Source organism: Kitasatospora sp. NPDC088351 (assembly GCF_040685575.1).
Classification (GTDB): domain Bacteria; phylum Actinomycetota; class Actinomycetes; order Streptomycetales; family Streptomycetaceae; genus Kitasatospora.
Genome location: NZ_JBFBIL010000002.1, coordinates 320,842 through 337,142, shown reverse-complemented (window position 1 = coordinate 337,142; position 16,301 = coordinate 320,842). Strand labels below are relative to the sequence as shown.

General features: G+C 73.3%; 16 protein-coding genes and 2 pseudogenes. 11 read left to right on the top strand and 7 right to left on the bottom strand.

The annotated features are described in order from the left end of the window. Window positions 1–93: 93 nt before the first annotated feature. Window positions 94–1,167: pseudogene (locus tag AB0P06_RS02945) on the bottom strand (acyl-CoA dehydrogenase family protein); the annotation flags it as partial. 85 nt (window positions 1,168–1,252) lie between these two features. On the opposite strand from AB0P06_RS02945, the gene AB0P06_RS02940 reads away from it, so the two are divergent. Together AB0P06_RS02940 and AB0P06_RS02935 are read left to right on the top strand one after the other, a co-directional pair. Continuing rightward, window positions 1,253–1,789 carry a GNAT family N-acetyltransferase gene (locus AB0P06_RS02940; RefSeq protein ID WP_363604592.1) on the top strand — a complete coding sequence of 179 codons (537 nt, stop codon included), beginning with the start codon at window positions 1,253–1,255 and terminating at the stop codon, window positions 1,787–1,789. Between the two features lie 61 nt (window positions 1,790–1,850). Then, a complete protein-coding gene (locus AB0P06_RS02935; RefSeq protein WP_363604591.1) occupies window positions 1,851–2,171 on the top strand; it encodes a hypothetical protein in 321 nt (106 codons plus the stop codon). 38 nt (window positions 2,172–2,209) lie between these two features. Here the strand turns inward: AB0P06_RS02935 and AB0P06_RS02930 are convergent, their stop codons facing one another. The 3 genes from AB0P06_RS02930 to AB0P06_RS02920 all read right to left on the bottom strand — a co-directional run bounded on the left by AB0P06_RS02930 (window position 2,210) and on the right by AB0P06_RS02920 (window position 3,937). Then, the gene (locus AB0P06_RS02930) at window positions 2,210–2,716 is read right to left on the bottom strand and encodes an NUDIX domain-containing protein (protein ID WP_363604589.1); all 507 of its coding nucleotides are present in this window, start codon (window positions 2,714–2,716) and stop codon (window positions 2,210–2,212) included. Between the two features lie 70 nt (window positions 2,717–2,786). Then, window positions 2,787–3,095, bottom strand: a complete 309-nt coding sequence (locus AB0P06_RS02925) for an AzlD domain-containing protein (protein WP_363604588.1) — start codon at window positions 3,093–3,095, stop codon at window positions 2,787–2,789. Further along, a complete protein-coding gene (locus AB0P06_RS02920) occupies window positions 3,095–3,937 on the bottom strand; it encodes an AzlC family ABC transporter permease (RefSeq protein ID WP_363604587.1) in 843 nt (280 codons plus the stop codon). The genes AB0P06_RS02925 and AB0P06_RS02920 overlap by 1 nt, the downstream gene beginning before the upstream one ends. A 19-nt stretch (window positions 3,938–3,956) precedes the next feature. Between AB0P06_RS02920 and AB0P06_RS02915 the strand changes: the two genes are divergently transcribed. Beyond that, window positions 3,957–4,595, top strand: a complete 639-nt coding sequence (locus tag AB0P06_RS02915) for a helix-turn-helix domain-containing protein (protein ID WP_363604586.1) — start codon at window positions 3,957–3,959, stop codon at window positions 4,593–4,595. A gap of 70 nt (window positions 4,596–4,665) precedes the next feature. Here the strand turns inward: AB0P06_RS02915 and AB0P06_RS02910 are convergent, their stop codons facing one another. Further along, window positions 4,666–6,555, bottom strand: a complete 1,890-nt coding sequence (locus AB0P06_RS02910; RefSeq protein ID WP_363604585.1) for a cholesterol oxidase substrate-binding domain-containing protein — start codon at window positions 6,553–6,555, stop codon at window positions 4,666–4,668. Between the two features lie 269 nt (window positions 6,556–6,824). On the opposite strand from AB0P06_RS02910, the gene AB0P06_RS02905 reads away from it, so the two are divergent. Beyond that, the gene (locus AB0P06_RS02905) at window positions 6,825–7,544 is read left to right on the top strand and encodes a carbon-nitrogen hydrolase family protein (protein WP_363604584.1); all 720 of its coding nucleotides are present in this window, start codon (window positions 6,825–6,827) and stop codon (window positions 7,542–7,544) included. Between the two features lie 124 nt (window positions 7,545–7,668). Then, window positions 7,669–9,063, top strand: a complete 1,395-nt coding sequence (locus tag AB0P06_RS02900; protein ID WP_363604583.1) for a class II fumarate hydratase — start codon at window positions 7,669–7,671, stop codon at window positions 9,061–9,063. A gap of 119 nt (window positions 9,064–9,182) precedes the next feature. Here the strand turns inward: AB0P06_RS02900 and AB0P06_RS02895 are convergent, their stop codons facing one another. Then, the gene (locus AB0P06_RS02895) at window positions 9,183–9,653 is read right to left on the bottom strand and encodes an SPW repeat protein (protein WP_363604581.1); all 471 of its coding nucleotides are present in this window, start codon (window positions 9,651–9,653) and stop codon (window positions 9,183–9,185) included. Window positions 9,654–9,836: 183 nt separating this feature from the next. Here AB0P06_RS02895 and AB0P06_RS02890 point away from each other — a divergent pair, with 183 nt between their 5' ends. After that, a complete protein-coding gene (locus tag AB0P06_RS02890; RefSeq protein ID WP_363604580.1) occupies window positions 9,837–10,409 on the top strand; it encodes a PadR family transcriptional regulator in 573 nt (190 codons plus the stop codon). Window positions 10,410–10,419: 10 nt separating this feature from the next. Then, window positions 10,420–10,769 (top strand): annotated as a pseudogene (locus AB0P06_RS02885) (hypothetical protein); the annotation flags it as partial. A gap of 81 nt (window positions 10,770–10,850) precedes the next feature. Here the strand turns inward: AB0P06_RS02885 and AB0P06_RS02880 are convergent. Beyond that, window positions 10,851–12,122, bottom strand: coding sequence for a M28 family metallopeptidase (locus AB0P06_RS02880; protein WP_363604615.1), 1,272 nt, complete (start codon window positions 12,120–12,122; stop codon window positions 10,851–10,853). Window positions 12,123–12,757: 635 nt separating this feature from the next. Between AB0P06_RS02880 and AB0P06_RS02875 the strand changes: the two genes are divergently transcribed. The 4 genes from AB0P06_RS02875 to AB0P06_RS02860 all read left to right on the top strand — a co-directional run bounded on the left by AB0P06_RS02875 (window position 12,758) and on the right by AB0P06_RS02860 (window position 16,300). Then, complete coding sequence (locus tag AB0P06_RS02875) at window positions 12,758–13,168, top strand: metalloregulator ArsR/SmtB family transcription factor (protein WP_363604579.1); 411 nt, start codon at window positions 12,758–12,760, stop codon at window positions 13,166–13,168. Next, entirely contained in the window at window positions 13,165–14,280 is a 1,116-nt protein-coding gene (arsB, locus tag AB0P06_RS02870; RefSeq protein WP_363604577.1) for an ACR3 family arsenite efflux transporter, read from the top strand. Before AB0P06_RS02875 ends, arsB begins: the two co-directional genes overlap by 4 nt. Further along, complete coding sequence (locus AB0P06_RS02865) at window positions 14,273–14,686, top strand: arsenate reductase ArsC (protein ID WP_363604575.1); 414 nt, start codon at window positions 14,273–14,275, stop codon at window positions 14,684–14,686. Before arsB ends, AB0P06_RS02865 begins: the two co-directional genes overlap by 8 nt. Before the next feature lie 207 nt (window positions 14,687–14,893). Next, window positions 14,894–16,300 carry an alpha/beta family hydrolase gene (locus AB0P06_RS02860; RefSeq protein WP_363604573.1) on the top strand — a complete coding sequence of 469 codons (1,407 nt, stop codon included), beginning with the start codon at window positions 14,894–14,896 and terminating at the stop codon, window positions 16,298–16,300. Window position 16,301 lies beyond the last annotated feature (1 nt).

The following is a 16,301-nucleotide window of genomic DNA, read 5'->3' as shown; positions in this document are numbered from 1 at the left end:
CTCGGACCAGCTGCTGGCCCAGGCCAAGGACGTGGAGACCAAGGAGCAGATCGCCTCCACCGCCTCCATCTCGGCCGCCGACACCCAGATCGGCAGCACGGGGTACGCGGTGGTGATGCCGTTGGCGCCGAGGATCGTCCGGGCGCTGCGGGCGATCTCCAGCGCGGCGCGCACGTTGTTGAGCTTGCCGAAGCTGATGTGCGCCGGGCGGGCCGCGCCCTCGTCCTTGAGCCGGCCGATCCGCAGGGCGACCAGGTAGGCCTTCTCCACCTCCAGCATCATCTCGACCAGCTTCTGCTGGGTGAGCTGGAAGCCGGCGATCGGGCGGTCGAACTGGACCCGGCTCCTGGCGTAGTCGAGCGCGGCGGTGTAGCAGTCGCGGGCGGCGCCGACGGTGCCCCAGAGGATGCCGTAGCGGGCCTCGCCCAGGGAGGACAGCGGTCCGCGCAGGCCGCTGACGCCCGGCAGCACGGCGTCGGCGGGCAGGACGACCTCGTCGAAGACGAGTTCGCTGGTCACGGAGGCGCGCAGGGAGAGCTTGCCGGGCACGTCGCGGGTGGTGAAGCCGGGGGTGCCGGGCTCTACCAGGAAGCCGCGGACGCCCTCGTCGGTCTGCGCCCAGACGACGGCGACGTCCGCGATCCCGCCGTTGGTGATCCACATCTTGCCGCCGGAGAGGACCCAGTCGCCGCCCTTGCGGCGGGCCCGGGTGCGCATGGCGGCGGGGTCCGAGCCGACGTCCGGTTCGGTGAGGCCGAAGCAGCCGATCAGCCGGCCGGCGGCCATGCCGGGCAGCCAGCGCTGCTTCTGCTCCTCCGAGCCGAAGGCGTGGATCGAACGCATCGCCAGCGAGCCCTGGACGGAGACGAAGCTGCGCAGCCCGGAGTCGGCGGCCTCCAGCTCCATGCAGGCGACCCCGTAGGCGACGGCGCCGGAGCCGGTGCAGCCGTAGCCGTCCAGGTGCATGCCGAGCACCCCGAGGGCGCCCAGTTCGGGGGCGAGTTCGCGGGCCGGGAAGACGCCGCGCTCGAACCAGTCGCCGATGTGCGGGCGGATCCGCTCGTCGGCGAACTTCCGTACGGTGTCGCGGATCAGCCGCTCCTCGTCGGTGAGCAGGTCGCCGACGGCGAGCAGGTCGGCCGGGTCGATCCGGGTCGGCTTCGTCATTGAAGCTCCTTGTAGTCTCGGCGGGGTACCGGCGAGTATTCCGCACGCCGCAGGGTTCGGGCGGGCGGGGAGCGAAGGAGTGACCATGTACACGATCAGCAGGGTGACGGCGGACGAGCTGCTGGACTCGGCCGTGCCGCTCGCCGGGCTGCTGGTGGACACCGTCGGGGCCGGTGCCTCGCTCGGCTTCCTCTCCCCGCTCGACCCCGCCGAGGCGGCCGCGTGGTGGCGGGCCCTGGCGCCGGACGTCGAGGCCGGGCGGCTGCTGCTGTGGACGGCCCGGAGGGACGCCGACGGCCTGATCGCCGGCACCGTGCAGCTGCGCCCGGCGGCCTCCGCCAACGGCCGGCACCGGGCGGAGGTCTCCAAGCTGATGGTGGACCAAGCGGACCGCGGCAAGCGCCTGGCCGGATACCTGCTGGCCGCCCTGGAGTTCGCCGCCGCCGACCTCGGCATCCGGCTGCTGGTGCTGGACACCCAGACCGGGAGCCCGGCCGAGCGGATGTACGAGGCCGCGGGCTGGACGCGGGTCGGCATCGTGCCCGACTACGCCACCGACCCGGCGGGCGTAGCGCACCCGACCACCATCTTCTTCAAGTCGCTGACCCCTGCGGCACCGTAGCCCGCGCCGCGGTCCACGTCGGTACGATGATCCTTTTCGGGAGCCGGGCAAGGGGTGGGACATGGCGCGCTGGGCACTGGTCGTCCAGGAGACCGAGGGCCTCGGCAACGACCGGATCTGGGGCCCCAAGGTGCTCGCCGAGGTCGAGGGCACCCGCGCGGAGGCGCTCGCCGAGCTGAAGCGGCTCGTCCCGGCGTACACCCCGCAGCACCCGTTCAACAGCCGCCGGCGCACCCTGCTCCGCGACGGCGACACCTATCTGCTGATCTGTCAGGGCAGCATGCGCGACTACCACTGCGAGTTCACGGTGTGGGAGCTGCTCTGGGACAGCGAGCGGCCCGAGATCCAGCGGGAGCGCCTGACCGACGGCACCACCGGCTGAACACGACGGGCCCCCGACCGAGCCCGGGGCTCAGACCATCAGTGATGCCAGGGCAGCCGAACCGGCTCAGCAGGAATACGCCCGGCGACGAGCTCAGCGGCCAGCTCGACGAGACCGAGGGGGTAGATGGTGTCGCTGCCGGCAGCGAGCTCATTCAGTGTCCACCAGCGGTACCCCGCATGGTGTTTGCGCTCATGCGCTTCCTGCCCACCGACATCGACCTGGTGGGCCGTGACCCGATAGTGAAAGAAGTCGTCCTGGAAAACGCCCTCGGCCCACCCGAGGTCCGCATACCCGGACGTCTCCGCGACCTTTGGCCCGAGAGCCTCCGCGTCGACGGACAGCCCCGTCTCCTCACGCAGTTCCCGGGCCGCCGCCTCGGCCAGGCTCTCGTCGCCCTCCACGCCCCCGCCAGGGGTGCACCAGCCGTGGCCACCCTCGGGGTCGTCCGGATCGACACGGAACTTCAGCAGTAGCACCCGGTCCGCCTCGTCGACCAGCACCACACGGGCAGAGCGACGGCGATAGCCTTCTCGATCAGACACTCCGGCAGGGTAGCCGGGAAGACGCGAGTGCGCCGCCTTCGAGGCGGCTCGGCGACGGGCCCGGGCTCCGTCAGGCGACCCCGCAGAGCCGGAGCAGCGCCGTCGTCGCCGCGCCCGCGACCACGACGACGGGGAAGGGCGCGCGGCGCAGCGCCAGCACCCCGGCGACCAGGACGCCGGCCGGGCGGGCCCAGCCGGCGAAGCCGTGGCCCTGGGTGAGCGCGCCGGTCGCGACCAGGGCGACCAGCAGGACGGCGGCGGCGACGGCGAGCAGGTGGCGCAGCCGGTCGGAGATGGTGAGCCGGTGGCCGAGCGTGGGCCCGGCGACGCGGAAGGCGTAGGTGCCGGCGGCCAGCAGGAGGATGGCGAGCAGGGACATCAGCGGACCTCCTCGGTCAGGGGTTCGGGCCGGTTTCGGACGAGCGGGTCCCTGGCGGGCCGTCGGTCCGGGTCCGGGCGGGTGTCCGCGACCGGCTCGGCGTCCACGGCCGACACGGCGTCCGCGGCCACAGCCGCGTCCCCGGCCGGACCCGCCGCCAGGTCCGCGCTCGGCGCCTTGGGCCGTCCGGCGAGCAGCAGCCCGAGGAGGGAGAGCAGCACGGGCAGACCGGCCGGCAGGAACGGCGTGGCGGCGACGGCCAGGACGGCACCGAACAGGGCGGCGGCGCGGGTGCGGCGGTCGGCGAGCGAGGGCAGGACGAGGGCGAGCAGGACGGCCGGGAAGGCGGCGTCGAGTCCGAGCGCGTCGGTGTCGCCGATCAGGCCACCGGCCGCCGCGCCGAGCACGACGGCGACGTTCCAGACCGCGAACAGCGCGAGCCCGCAGAGCCAGAACGCGGCCCGCCGTCGGCGACGGTCGGGCTGGAGCAGGGCGAAGGCGACCGACTCGTCGGTCATCACCTGCGCGCCGACCAGCCGCCGCCACCGGGGGCCGTCGAACACGTCGGCGACGGTGAAGCCGAACGGCAGCAGGCGCGCGTTGAGCACCAGGCCGGTCGCGACGGCGGCCAGCGCGCCGCCGCCCGAGAGGACCACGCCGACGGCCGCGAACTGGGCGCCGCCGGCGAAGACGAGCAGGGACATGGCGACCGGCACCCAGAGAGGCAGGCCGCCGGAGACGCTGATCGCGCCGAAGGAGGCGCCGACGAGCGCGTCGGCGAGGCAGACCAGAGCGATGTCACGGAGCGTGGCACGCTCCAGTGTTCGGATCATCGAACGCATGTCCAGTAGAGTGAACCCCATGACCGTCGTTCGTCAAGACGAACGCCTGGACCTGTGGAGCGAACGCATGAGCGCGGGCAGCAGCGGCAACACCTCCCCCGCCGGCTCGGGATCGGATCTGATCGGGCTGATCGCGGCGTCGATCCGGCGCGAGCGCGAGCGCGGCGGCCTGTCGATGGCCGAGCTGGCCCGGCGCGCCGGGATAGCCAAGTCCACGCTCTCCCAACTGGAGTCGGGCGTGGGCAACCCCAGCGTGGAGACGCTCTGGGCGCTCGGTGTCGCGCTGGACGTGCCGTTCAGCCGACTGGTCGACCCACCGCGACCGGTGGTCCGGGTGATCCGGGCCGGCGAGGGGCCGGTCACCCACTCGGAGCGGGCCGACTACGCGGCCACGCTGCTGGCCTCCTGCCCGCCGAACGCCCGGCGCGACATCTACCGGATCGAGGCGCAGCCGGGCGAGACCCGGGCCTCCGACCCGCACATGCCCGGCACGGTGGAGCATGTGCTGCTCGGCGCGGGGCGGGCGCTGGCCGGGCCGTCGGACGCCCCGGTGGAGCTGGGCCCGGGCGACTACGTCAGCTACCCGGGCGACGCCGCGCACGTGTTCCGCGCCCTGGAGCCGGGCACCCTGGCGGTGATCGTGATGGAGCACGTCTGAGCGGGCCGCCGGCCGGGGCGGTCGGCGGGTCGGCCCGGTCCGCCGACCCGCCGCTCAGTTGCTCAGTTGCTCAGCCGCTCAGCAGGCCGTCCAGGAAGGCGTTGCCGAACACCCGGTACGGGTCGTGGCGGTCCAGCACGGCGACCGCCTCGTCCCAGCCGGGCCCGCCGCCCTCGCGGTGGCCGGCGGGGATGACCCGGCCGAGCACGTCCGGGTCGGCCCAGGCCGCGTCGGCGGTGTAGGCCCAGCCCTTGGACCACTCGACGCGCAGGCCGGCCCGGGTGCCGTCGAAGGTGCGCAACAGGTACTGCTCCAGGTCGCGGCAGAAGCGGTGCAGCCCGGGGGTGCCGGGGAGGCTGAGCACGTCGAGCCAGACGGCGGTGTCCCACTCGGGGCGGTCGGGGCGCGGGCGCAGCGCGGAGAGCAGCGGCGGCCGGGCGCCGGGCACACCGCACCAGGCCGGGTCGTCCAGCCCGGTGACCCGGATCTCCACCGCGCCGTTCACCGGGAACTCCCCACGCGCCTGGTATTCGGCGAGCAACTGCCGGTAGTGGGCGGTGAATTCGCTGACGACCCACTGGAGGTCGGCGCGCCGGGCGAGGACGGCGTAGCCGTTGGCGGCGACCCGCAGGGTGGTCGGGCGGACGTACTGCAGCAGGGTGCGCGAGGGGCCCCAGAGGTCGGAACGCAGGCCGTCGGCGAGCAGGTGGGTGAGGAGTTCCCCGCTGAGCAGGTCACGGAGCAGTCCGCCGGAGAGCAGGACGTCGGTGATGTCGCCGGTGAGGGCCACCTTGGCGATGAGGTACTGGAGTTGACCGAAGAGCGGGGCCGATCCCCAGGTACCGGCGACGAGTTCGCCGGCCAGCCGGGCGACCGGCTCCGGAATGCTGTCCGAGAAGGGGTAGTTGTAGGGCTCGGCGACGGTGCGCGCGGCGAACGGGCGGTTCGGGGTGACGCTCCAGGTCTTCAGCCAGGGGTAGTCGGTGTAGGCGAACCAGATCGCCTCGGCACGCCCGTCCCGCTCGACGAAGTCGGCGAAGGTACGGGGGCGGCCGGCGGCGCCCGGGCGGGCGAAGAGTTCGCTCGCCGGGATGTCCAGCCGGCTGACGCAGCGCAGCGGCCGGTCGGCGCCGGCGCGGAGCACGACCTCGGTGACGAAGGCCCGGCCGAGGTGGACCAGGAAGGCGGCGCTGTCGGCCTCGGCCCGGTCGAAGGTGCGCAGGGTGTAGCGGCCGGTGGCCGGGTCGTGGACGACGGCGGTGAGCCGGGTGACCTGGTTGCTGAGCGAGCCGTAGCCGTGGCCGTCGGGGCGGGTCTCGCCGGCCGCGGGGACGGCGGTGCCGTGGCCGCCGACGGCGAGAACGCCCCCGACGGTCAGCTCGCCGGGGGCGGGCACGGCGGTGAGGCCGAGGCCGCGGGTGGCCAGGTGGGCGAGCAGGTCCTCCATGGTGGCGCCGGTCTGGACCCGGACGGTGCCCGGGGAGTCGGCGGCGATCGCCGTGAGGTGGCGGCCGGTGTCCAGCAGCAGGACGCGGGCGGCCTCGGGGGTGCCGGCGGCCACGGTGAGCGGGGACCAGCCGTGCCGGCGGCCCTGGGCCCGCAGCCGCCAGCCGTTGGCGTGCGCCCAGTCGGCGAGGGCGGGGACCTCCTCGGGGGTGCGCGGGGCGCAGGTCCAGAGCTGGTCGGTTCGGATCTCGCCGGACCAGTTCTGGTAGACCCGCTGGTAGAGCTCGGTGCCGGCGGGCAGACCGGGTGGGACAGGCGTGCTCGCCTCGGCATCGTCCGGTCCGACGGTGCCGCGCAGCAGCCACGCCGCTCCGCCGAGCGCCGCGGAGGCGCCGAGAAGCTGCCGCCGGCTCAGGCCCGCCCGGTGGTCCTGGTCGGTCCGGTCCCGCTCGGTCCGGTGTTGTGCGGCCTGGTGCTGACCGACCTGGTGCTCCGGCCGTCGTGCTGTGGTCATCGTGTCCGCCCCCTGCTTGGTGATCGCCCGGCCCCGGGCGTGCCGGCGTACGCCGGTCTTCGCAGGAGCGTACGAATCGGTGTTCGCCGGTATGACCGGAACGGCTGCCACCATCACCCGATCGGGTGCACATTTGGGGGCGGCGGCGGACGCGGGCCGCGGAGTAGGGCGGTCCGGCAACGCCGTCCACCGGGGTTGTCCGTGGCTGAGGGCGCCGCCTAGGTTGGCCTTGATCGCCCGCCCTGCCCGATCGCTCCGGAGGCCCCGTCGTGCCCGCTCCCCTGACCGTCGCCGTCGTCCAGCCCGCCGCCGCCGAGGCCGCCCGGCCGGACACCGTGGCCGTGAACGCCGAACGGCACGCCGCCGCCGTACGGGAGGCCGGGACACGGCTGGTGGTCTTCCCGGAGCTGTCGCTGACCGGCTACGACCTGGCCGCGCCCGCCGTCGGCCCGGACGACGCCCGGCTGGCGCCGCTGGTCGCGGCCTGCGCCGGGACCGGTGCCACCGCACTGGTCGGCGCGCCCGTGGCCGATGCCGACGGCCGCGAGTACATCGGCACCCTGGCCGTCACCGGCGCGGGCGCCGCCGTCGTCTACCGGAAGATGTACCTCCACGGGTCCGAGGCCGACCGGTTCTCCTGCGGCGGGAAGCCCGTCGTCCTGGAGCTGGACGGCTGGCGGCTCGGGCTGGCGATCTGCGCCGACGCCGCGGAACCCCCGCACGCCGAGCGGACCGCCGCGCTGGGCATCGACGCCTATGTGGCCTCCACGCTGTACGGCGACGCGCCCGAGGCGGTGGCGCGCCGGGAGAGCCAGCTGCGCGACCGGGCCGCCGCCCACGGGGTGTGGGGCGTGCTGGCCACCACGGCGGGGGCCAGCGGCACGTACCCGCGGACCTCCGGCGGTTCGGGTGTCTGGGCCCCGGGCGGCGCGCTGGTCGTCCAGGCGGGTGCCGAGCCGGGCGAGATCGTCCGTACCGGGCTGCGGTAGGCCCGGCCCAGGGGCGGAACGCGGGGGCGGGCGTCCGGGGCGGACGGCCGGAAATACCCGGGGCCCGCGCGCGGCTGTCGTGATCGGAAGCCGTTCAGTGGCCGATCAGGAGGTGCAGCGCGTGATGGGTGACGAGCAGGAGTACCGGACCGAGCACGACTCGATGGGCGAGGTACGGGTACCGGCCGCCGCCAAGTGGCAGGCGCAGACACAGCGGGCGGTGGAGAACTTCCCGGTGTCGGGCCAGCGTCTGGAGCGGGCGCACATCGCGGCGCTGGCCCGGATCAAGGCCGCCGCGGCCCGGGTCAACGCCCGGCTCGGGGTGCTGGACGAGGAGACGGCGGAGGCGGTCGCGGCCGCCGCCGAGGAGGTCGCCCAGGGCCGCTGGGACGCCGAGTTCCCGGTCGACGTGTTCCAGACCGGCTCGGGGACGTCGTCCAACATGAACGCCAACGAGGTGATCGCCACCCTGGCCGGCGAGCGCCTGGGCCGCCCCGTCCACCCGAACGACCAGGTCAACGCGAGCCAGTCCTCCAACGACGTGTTCCCGTCGTCGATCCACATCGCGGCCACCGCCGCCGTCACGCACGACCTGGTGCCGGCGCTGGAGCACCTCGCGGAGGCGCTGGAGCGCAAGGCGGCGGAGTTCGCCCGGGTGGTCAAGGCCGGCCGGACGCACCTGATGGACGCCACGCCCGTCACCCTCGGCCAGGAGTTCGGCGGGTACGCGGCGCAGGTCCGGCACGGGCGCGAGCGGCTGCTGGCGACCCTCCCCCGGGTCGCCGAACTGCCGCTCGGCGGCACGGCGGTGGGCACCGGGATCAACACCCCGCCCGGGTTCGCCGCAGCCGTGATCGAGGAGGTGGCCCGCGCCACCGGTCTGCCGCTGACCGAGGCCCGCGACCACTTCGAGGCGCAGGGCGCGCGGGACGGCCTGGTCGAGCTGAGCGGCCAACTCCGCACCGTCGCGGTCGGGTTCACGAAGATCGCGAACGATCTGCGGTGGATGGGCTCCGGACCGCGCACCGGCCTCGGCGAGATCAACCTGCCGGACCTCCAGCCCGGTTCGTCGATCATGCCCGGCAAGGTGAACCCGGTGCTGCCCGAGGTGGTGCTGATGGTCGCGGCGCAGGTGATCGGCAATGACACCACCGTCACGGTGGCCGGTGCGAGCGGGAACTTCGAACTCAACGTGATGCTCCCGGTGATCGCCCGCAATGTGCTGGAGTCGGTCCGGCTGCTGGCCAACAGCGCCCGGCTGCTGGCCGACCGGACGGTGGACGGCATCACCGCCAACACCGAACGGGCCCGCGAGTACGCCGAGTCCTCACCCTCGGTGGTCACCCCGCTGAACCGGTACATCGGCTACGAGGAGGCGGCGGAGGTCGCCAAGCAGGCGCTCGCCGAACGCAGGACGATCCGTCAGGTGGTGCTGGAGCGCGGCTACATCGAGCAGGGCAGGCTCACCCTGGAGCAGCTGGACGAGGCGCTGGACGTGCTGCGGATGACCCGGCCGTAGGAGGCGGCCCCAGGAGGCGGCTTCGGGACGCGCACCGGGGCGCGGAGGGCGGCCTCGCCGCTCCGCGCCCCGGGCTCCGAGCTGTTCGGGGATGTCAGCCCTTCACTCGCTCGCCGGCCTCAGCTCTTGGCCCGGCCGGCCCGGCCACGCCGCATCGACGCCCCGTTGGCCGTCATGGTGGCCATCGAGATCGCCGCGAGACCCAGCAGGAACATCACGGCGCCGACGATCAGGCAGACGACGATGTTCTTCCCTCGGGCGACCGAACCGGAGATCACCCAGGGGGAGATCATGGTCCAGAGGCCGAGCGCCGTTGCCGCCCACGCCCGGGCGTGGGTCCGCTCGTAGGCCGATCCGTACCCGGCCATCAGCACGCAGTAGGCCAGGCCGACGATCAGGCAGGTGACGGTCAGCGTGTTGAACGCGGTGAAGCCGACAATCCATGGCGAGGCCGCCAGGAAGAGACCGGCCAGCACGGCCAGGGCCTCGACACCCTGGGCGCGCGGGGTCGACGTGACCCGCTCGTAGTGTTCCCGTAGTTCGACGATGTCCGGGTGATGCTCCATGCCCATCGGAATCTGGGTAGACACCGATACCACCTCCTAGGTCCGAACATGGAATCGCTTGCCCCGTACCCATTCTGGCGCTTATCTAACGTTTTGCACCTGCTCGCCCGAAATGATCGACAACCCTCGCATCACGCCGGTGACCTGCGTCTCACCGCGCCCGGCCACCATTGCCTATGCAACTAATTGCACAGCAGGATGCCGGCCATGGCACTGGAGCACGCGATCCTCGTCTCACTACTGGAGCAGCCGGGCTCGGGCTACGAACTGGCCCGGCGCTTCGACCGTTCCATCGGCCGCTTCTGGACCGCCACCCACCAGCAGATCTACCGGGTGCTGCGGCGGATGGAGGCGGACGGCTGGATCTCGGCCGAGGAGGTCGCCCAGGACGGCCGGCCGGACAAGAAGGTGTACTCGGCGGCCGCTCCCGGCCGGACGGCGCTGGCCGACTGGCTCCGGGAGCCGGTCGAGGCGGAGACCGTCCGGCACGAACTCGCGGTCAAGATCCGCGCGGCGGCCTTCGACGACCCGGCCGCACTGATCTCCGAGGTCGAGCGGCACCGCGCGGGCCACGCCGCCCTGCTCGCCCGCTACCTGCACGGCGAGCAGCGCGACTTCCCCGAGCCGGGCGCCCTCGACGACCGGCAGCAGTTGCAGCACGTGGTGCTCCGCGGCGGCATCGAGTACGAGCGGATGACCCTCGCCTGGCTGGACGACGTGCTCGCCACCCTGCACCGTCTCGCCGCCGGTGGCCGCTCCACCCCTGACCGCTCCGTCTGAGCCCCGCCCGGCCCGGACACGCGCCGCCCAACTACCGTCCGAGGAGCACGTGGTGACGTTCGGACTCTCCGAACGCCGCCACGGCGCCGACATCCACTCGACCGATCCGGCTCCCATGTCAGCGAGTTCCGCCTGGAGGACTACCCGGTGCGCGCCGAGAACGTGCCGCACACCGGCCGGGCCGCCTTCGACACCGCACTCAACACCGTCGACGTCGGCGAGTTCAACCCCTGCGCGGCTCCCATCGGCATCGGCGAGCACGCGATGCACGAGGTCGTCACGCACGCCCACGACCGGGCGCCGTACGGCAAGCGCGTCACCGGCTTCCCGTATGTGCGAAGGGAGTCGACCGACGTCTACGAGATGCGGCCGTAGGGCGGGCGGGGGTGCCGGCGGCGGCCGGCACCCCCTTCCGTCAAGGCCCGTTTCAGCTTTCAGGTTTCAGAAGGTGAGCTTCCAGCTGTCGATGTAGCCGGTGTCCTGCGGGCCCACGTCCTGGACCTTGAGCTTCCAGGTGCCGTTGGCGGGCACCGCCGAGGCGTTCACCGTGTAGGTGGTCTGCACGTTCGGCGCGGAGTCGCTGCCGCTGGAGTTCTTCAGCCGGAAGGTGGTGCCGTTCGGCGCGACCAGGTCGATCACCACGTCGCCGCGCCAGGTGTGCTTGATGTCGACACCGACCTGGAGGGCGGCCGGCGCGTTGCCGGTCCGGCCGGTCACGGTGACGGCGGAGGTCACCGCCGGGCCGTTGTCCGGGATCTGCACGTCGGTGGTGTTCTCGAAGACGGTGCCGGTGGGCGGCGTTGTGGTGTCGCCGGCCGCGAGCGTCCAGACCGCGTACGCGATGGCGTCGCTCATCCGGTCCAGCGCGGTGTCGTTGACGTTGGCGCTGGTGTCGCAGGAGGAGTGGTAGCAGCGGTCGAACGGCTGACCCGCCGTACCGCCCCACTTCGCCGCCTGAGCACTGGTCTTGGTGTAGTCGGCACCGCTGAACAGGCCGCCGACGCGGATGCCCGCGTTCTGGAACGGGGCGTGGTCGGAGCGGCCGTCGCCCTCGAAGTCCTGCTCGGTGCTGATGCCGAGGCCCGCGAAGTAGTCGCGGAACAGCGCGTCCAGCGAGGCGTCGTAGCGGTAGGTGAAGTAGCCCGGGTTGGGCGAGCCGATCATGTCGAAGTTCAGATAGCTGTCGATCTTCGAACGTTCACTGACGGGAAGGCTGTTGACGTAGTTCCGGGAGCCGACCATGCCGTACTCCTCCGCACCCCACCAGCCGAAGCGCAGGTGCTTGGCGGGCTTGAGCCCGGCCCGGGAGACGGCCAGCGCGGTCTCCAGGATGCCGGCCGAGCCGGAGCCGTTGTCGTTGATGCCCGGACCGGCGGTGACCGAGTCCAGGTGGGCACCGGCCATCACGACGTGGGAGGTGTCGCCGCCCGGCCAGTCGGCGACCAGGTTGTAGCCGGTCGATCCGCTGTAACTGAAGGTCTGCAGCGTGGTGGTGAAGCCGGCCGCGTCCAGCTTGCCCTTGACGTAGTCGATCGAGGCCTTGTAGCCGGACCGGCCGTGGGCGCGGTTGCCGCCGTTGGCGTTGGCTATCGACTGCAGCTGGGCGAGGTGGGCCTTGACGTTGGCCACCGGGATGTCGGGGGCGGCGGTGGCGGCCCCGGGGCCCGGGGCCGCCAGGGTCACGGGAGCCGCGGGGGTCGCGGGGGTCGCGATGGCGGCGGGGGCGAAGAGGGCGGCGGCGAGTGTGACGACCGCCCCGGTCGACAGGGCGGACAGGCGCAGGCGGGATCGCCGCGAGGCGCGCTCGGTCAATGGAGGCTCCAGATTCTGGTGGGGCAGAACGGAAGCGCGGCGCCTCGCAGGCGGAGACCGGCCCGGGCCGGGTCGGTCTCGGGTCGGGGATCCGACGAGCGGATCCGAGGAGCGGGTCCGGTGAGCGGATCGGGGTCGGGATCCGGTTCAGGATCCGGTGAAGTGCGAGACATGGCCGCGAAGTTGACGCGACCATGATGATTGGGCCAAGCCCCGGTTCCGTCAAGGGGTCCGGGACGGCCGTCCGACACCGCCGGTGGTCGGACCGCCCGCTTCGGGCACGACCGGTGTCCTGGGCGGTACCGCTCGGACGAGGGCGCCGCCGCCATGGCCGAGCGCGGCGAAGCCGCCGCCCGACTCGTCGGCGCGCTCGGCCGTCGAGCGCGGACCGGGGCCCGAACCGGGCCGGCGGCCGGTGCGGCATCGGCGACGTCGAACGCCAGCCGGACACGGGACATGACACCCCCCGAACACCCTGAATTGACGCCTGTCGATGCAGCCTTGCGCCCTGGATCGAAAAACGTCAACATAGAAGTATGTCGAAACAAGAGCTCGTGGTGCTCGGCCAGGACATCGACGGATGCTGCCCGGGCCTGTTGACCGCGCCCCTGGACGAGGACCAGGCCGACGGACTGGCGAAGGTGTTCAAGGCCCTGGGCGACCCGGTCCGTCTGCGGCTGCTGTCGATGATCGCCTCCCGTGCGGGCGGGGAAGTCTGCGTCTGCGACCTCACCCCGGCCTTCGACCTGTCCCAGCCGACGATCTCCCACCACCTCAAACTGCTGAAGCAGGCCGGACTCATCGACTCCGAGCGGCGCGGGACCTGGGTGTACTACCGGCTGCTGCCGCAGATGACCGACCGCCTCGCCGCAATCCTCACCCGTCCCGCAGGGCAGCCGCTGCCCGAGCCCGCTGAACCTGCCGAGCCCGCCGGGCCCGCGTCATGAGCACCGAAGCCGCCACCGCGGGGCGGGTCGCCGGACGGCTGTCCTTCCTGGACCGCTTCCTCGCCGTATGGATCCTCGTCGCGATGGCGGCCGGCCTGGGCCTCGGGCGCCTCACCCCCGGCCTGGGTGACGCGCTGGCGAAGGTCACGGTCACCGGTGTCTCACTGCCGATCGCGCTCGGCCTGCTGGTGATGATGTACCCGGTTCTCGCGAAGGTCCGCTACGACCGCCTGGACACCGTCACCCGTGACCGCCGCCTGCTGATCCCGTCCCTGGTCCTGAACTGGGTCGTCGGCCCGGCCCTGATGTTCGCGCTCGCCTGGATCTTCCTGCCCGACCTGCCCGAGTACCGCACCGGACTCGTCATCGTGGGCCTCGCCCGCTGCATCGCCATGGTCGTCATCTGGAACGACCTGGCCTGCGGCCACCGGGAAGCCGCGGCCGTCCTGGTCGCCCTGAACTCCGTGTTCCAGGTGCTCGCGTTCAGCCTGCTCGGCTGGTTCTACCTCTCGGTGCTCCCGGGCCTGCTCGGCCTGGAACAGACCGCGCTGACCGTCTCCACCTGGGACATCGCCCGGAGCGTCCTGATCTTCCTCGGCATCCCCCTGCTGGCCGGGTTCCTCACCCGCCGGATCGGCGAGCAGGCCAAGGGCCGCGCCTGGTACGAGTCCAGGCTGATCCCGCGGCTGGGACCGTTCGCCCTGTACGGGCTGCTGTTCACGATCGTCGTGCTCTTCGCCCTCCAGGGCGACGCCATCGCCTCGAAGCCGCTCGACGTCGCCCGGATCGCGCTGCCGTTGCTGGTGTACTTCGCCGTGATGTGGGCCGGGTCCATGGCCGTCGGCCGCGCGGTCGGACTCGGCTGTCCGAAGGCCACGACGCTCGCGTTCACCGCCGCGGGCAACAACTTCGAGCTGGCCATCGCCGTCGCCATCGCCACCTTCGGTGCCACCTCGGGCCAGGCCCTCGCCGGAGTCGTCGGGCCCCTCATCGAGGTACCCGTGCTGATCGGGCTGGTCCAGGTCGCCCTGGCCACCCGCCGCTTCTTTCCCCGGCCCGCCCTCACGACGGCCGGAACGGCCGTCACTCCGGAAGGTTCCGCCCGTGTCTGAGTCAAGGCCGTCCGTCCTGTTCGTCTGCGTCCACAACGCCGGCCGCTCACAGATGGCCGCCGCGTTCCTCACCCACCGCGCGGGCGACCGCGTCGAGGTCCGCTCCGCCGGGTCCGCCCCGGCCGCCACCGTGAATCCGGCCGTGGTCGCGGCGATGGCCGAGGTCGGCGTCGACATCTCCGCCGAGACACCGAAGGTACTGACCGTGGAAGCCGTCCAGGCGTCCGACGTGGTGATCACCATGGGCTGCGGCGACACCTGCCCCGTCTTCCCCGGCAAGAGGTACCTCGACTGGACGCTGGACGATCCGGCCGGGCAGGGCGTCGACGCGGTCCGGCCGATCCGGGACGAGATCGACCGGCGCATCCGCGGCCTGCTCACCGAACTCCTGCCCGGGCGCAGCTGACCCCCGTCGCAGCCGGCCCTCGTCCGGCGGCATGGCGCCCCTCGCCCGAGGGCGTCGCCGGGCGCCCTCGGCCGGGCGGCGGCCCCGCTTCAGGGGGAGGGTGATCAGCAGAGCGAGTCCCGTTCGCTGTTACCCCTTCCCCGCCCGCGCCCTCCACCACCCACGTGCCCCGCCCGCCGACGTACGGTGGAACTCGGAGGCCGCGCCATGCACGTCACCGGTACCCACTTCACCGACCGCACCGACGCGGGCCGCCGGCTGGCCGCCCACCTGAGCCATCTGCGCGGCCCCGACACCGTCGTGGTGGCCCTGCCGCGCGGCGGGGTGCCCGTGGCCGCCGAGGTGGCGGCGTCCCTGGGCGCCCCGCTCGACATCTGCGTGATCCGCAAGCTCGGTGTGCCGTCCCAGCCCGAGCTGGGCATGGGCGCGATCGGCGAGGACGGCGTCCGGGTGCTCAACGAACAGGTGCTGCGACTCGCCGGCGTCACCTCCGCGCAGCTGACCCGGGTCGAGGAGCGGGAGCGCGCCGAGCTGGAGCGCCGGGCCCGCCGCTACCGGGGCGACCGGCCGCCCGCCGACCTGCACGGGCGCACCGTGGTCGTGGTCGACGACGGCATCGCCACCGGCTCCACCGCCCGGGCGGCCTGCCTGATCGTCCGGGCCAGGGGGGCGGCCCGGGTGGTCCTGGCCGTCCCGGTGGCACCCGAGGACTGGACGGACCGGCTCGCCGGGGCCGCCGACGAACTGATCTGCGTGGGCACGCCGTCCCCGTTCTTCGCGATCGGCGAGTTCTACGGCGACTTCACGCAGACCGAGGACGCCGAGGTGCTGCGCCACCTCGCCGAGGCCAGGGCCGCGCCCCCGCCCGCCACCGCCGCGGTGGACCGCGAGCTGACCCTGGCGGCCGACGGCGTCGAGCTGGCGGGCCGGCTGACCGTGCCGGCCGCCGCGAGCGGCGTCGTGGTGTTCGCGCACGGCAGCGGCAGCGGCCGACACAGCCCGCGCAACCGCCAGGTGGCTGCCTTCCTCAACCGGGCGGGCCTGGCCACGCTGCTGTTCGACCTGCTCACCGAGGACGAGGAGCCGGACCGTCGGAACGTGTTCGACGTGGAGCTGCTGGGCGCCCGGCTGACCGCCGTGGCCCTGCGGATCCCCCGGCAGCAGGCGACCCTCGGTCTCCCGCTCGGCCTGTTCGGCGCCAGCACCGGCGCCGCCGCCGCGCTCTGGGCGGCGGCCCGGCTGGGCGACCGCGTGCGGGCCGTGGTCTCCCGGGGCGGGCGACCGGATCTCGCCGCAGCCGCGGACCTCGCCCGTACCACCGCGCCGACCCTGCTGATCGTCGGCGCCCGGGACGGCGCGGTGATCGACCTGAACCGGCAGGCGCGGGCACGGCTGCGCTGCGAGAGTGAACTGGTGCTGGTGCCGCACGCCGGCCACCTGTTCGAGGAGCCGGGCACCCTGGACCGGGTCGCCGAGCTGGCCCGGGACTGGTTCCTGCGCCGCCTCCCCGACCCGCTCGCCTCCCCCGGCGACCCTGCGGGCCCCACCGACCCCGCCCACCCCACCACCCCTGACGGTCCCGCCCCCTCCGGCCCGGTTATGCAGACCTCGTGAA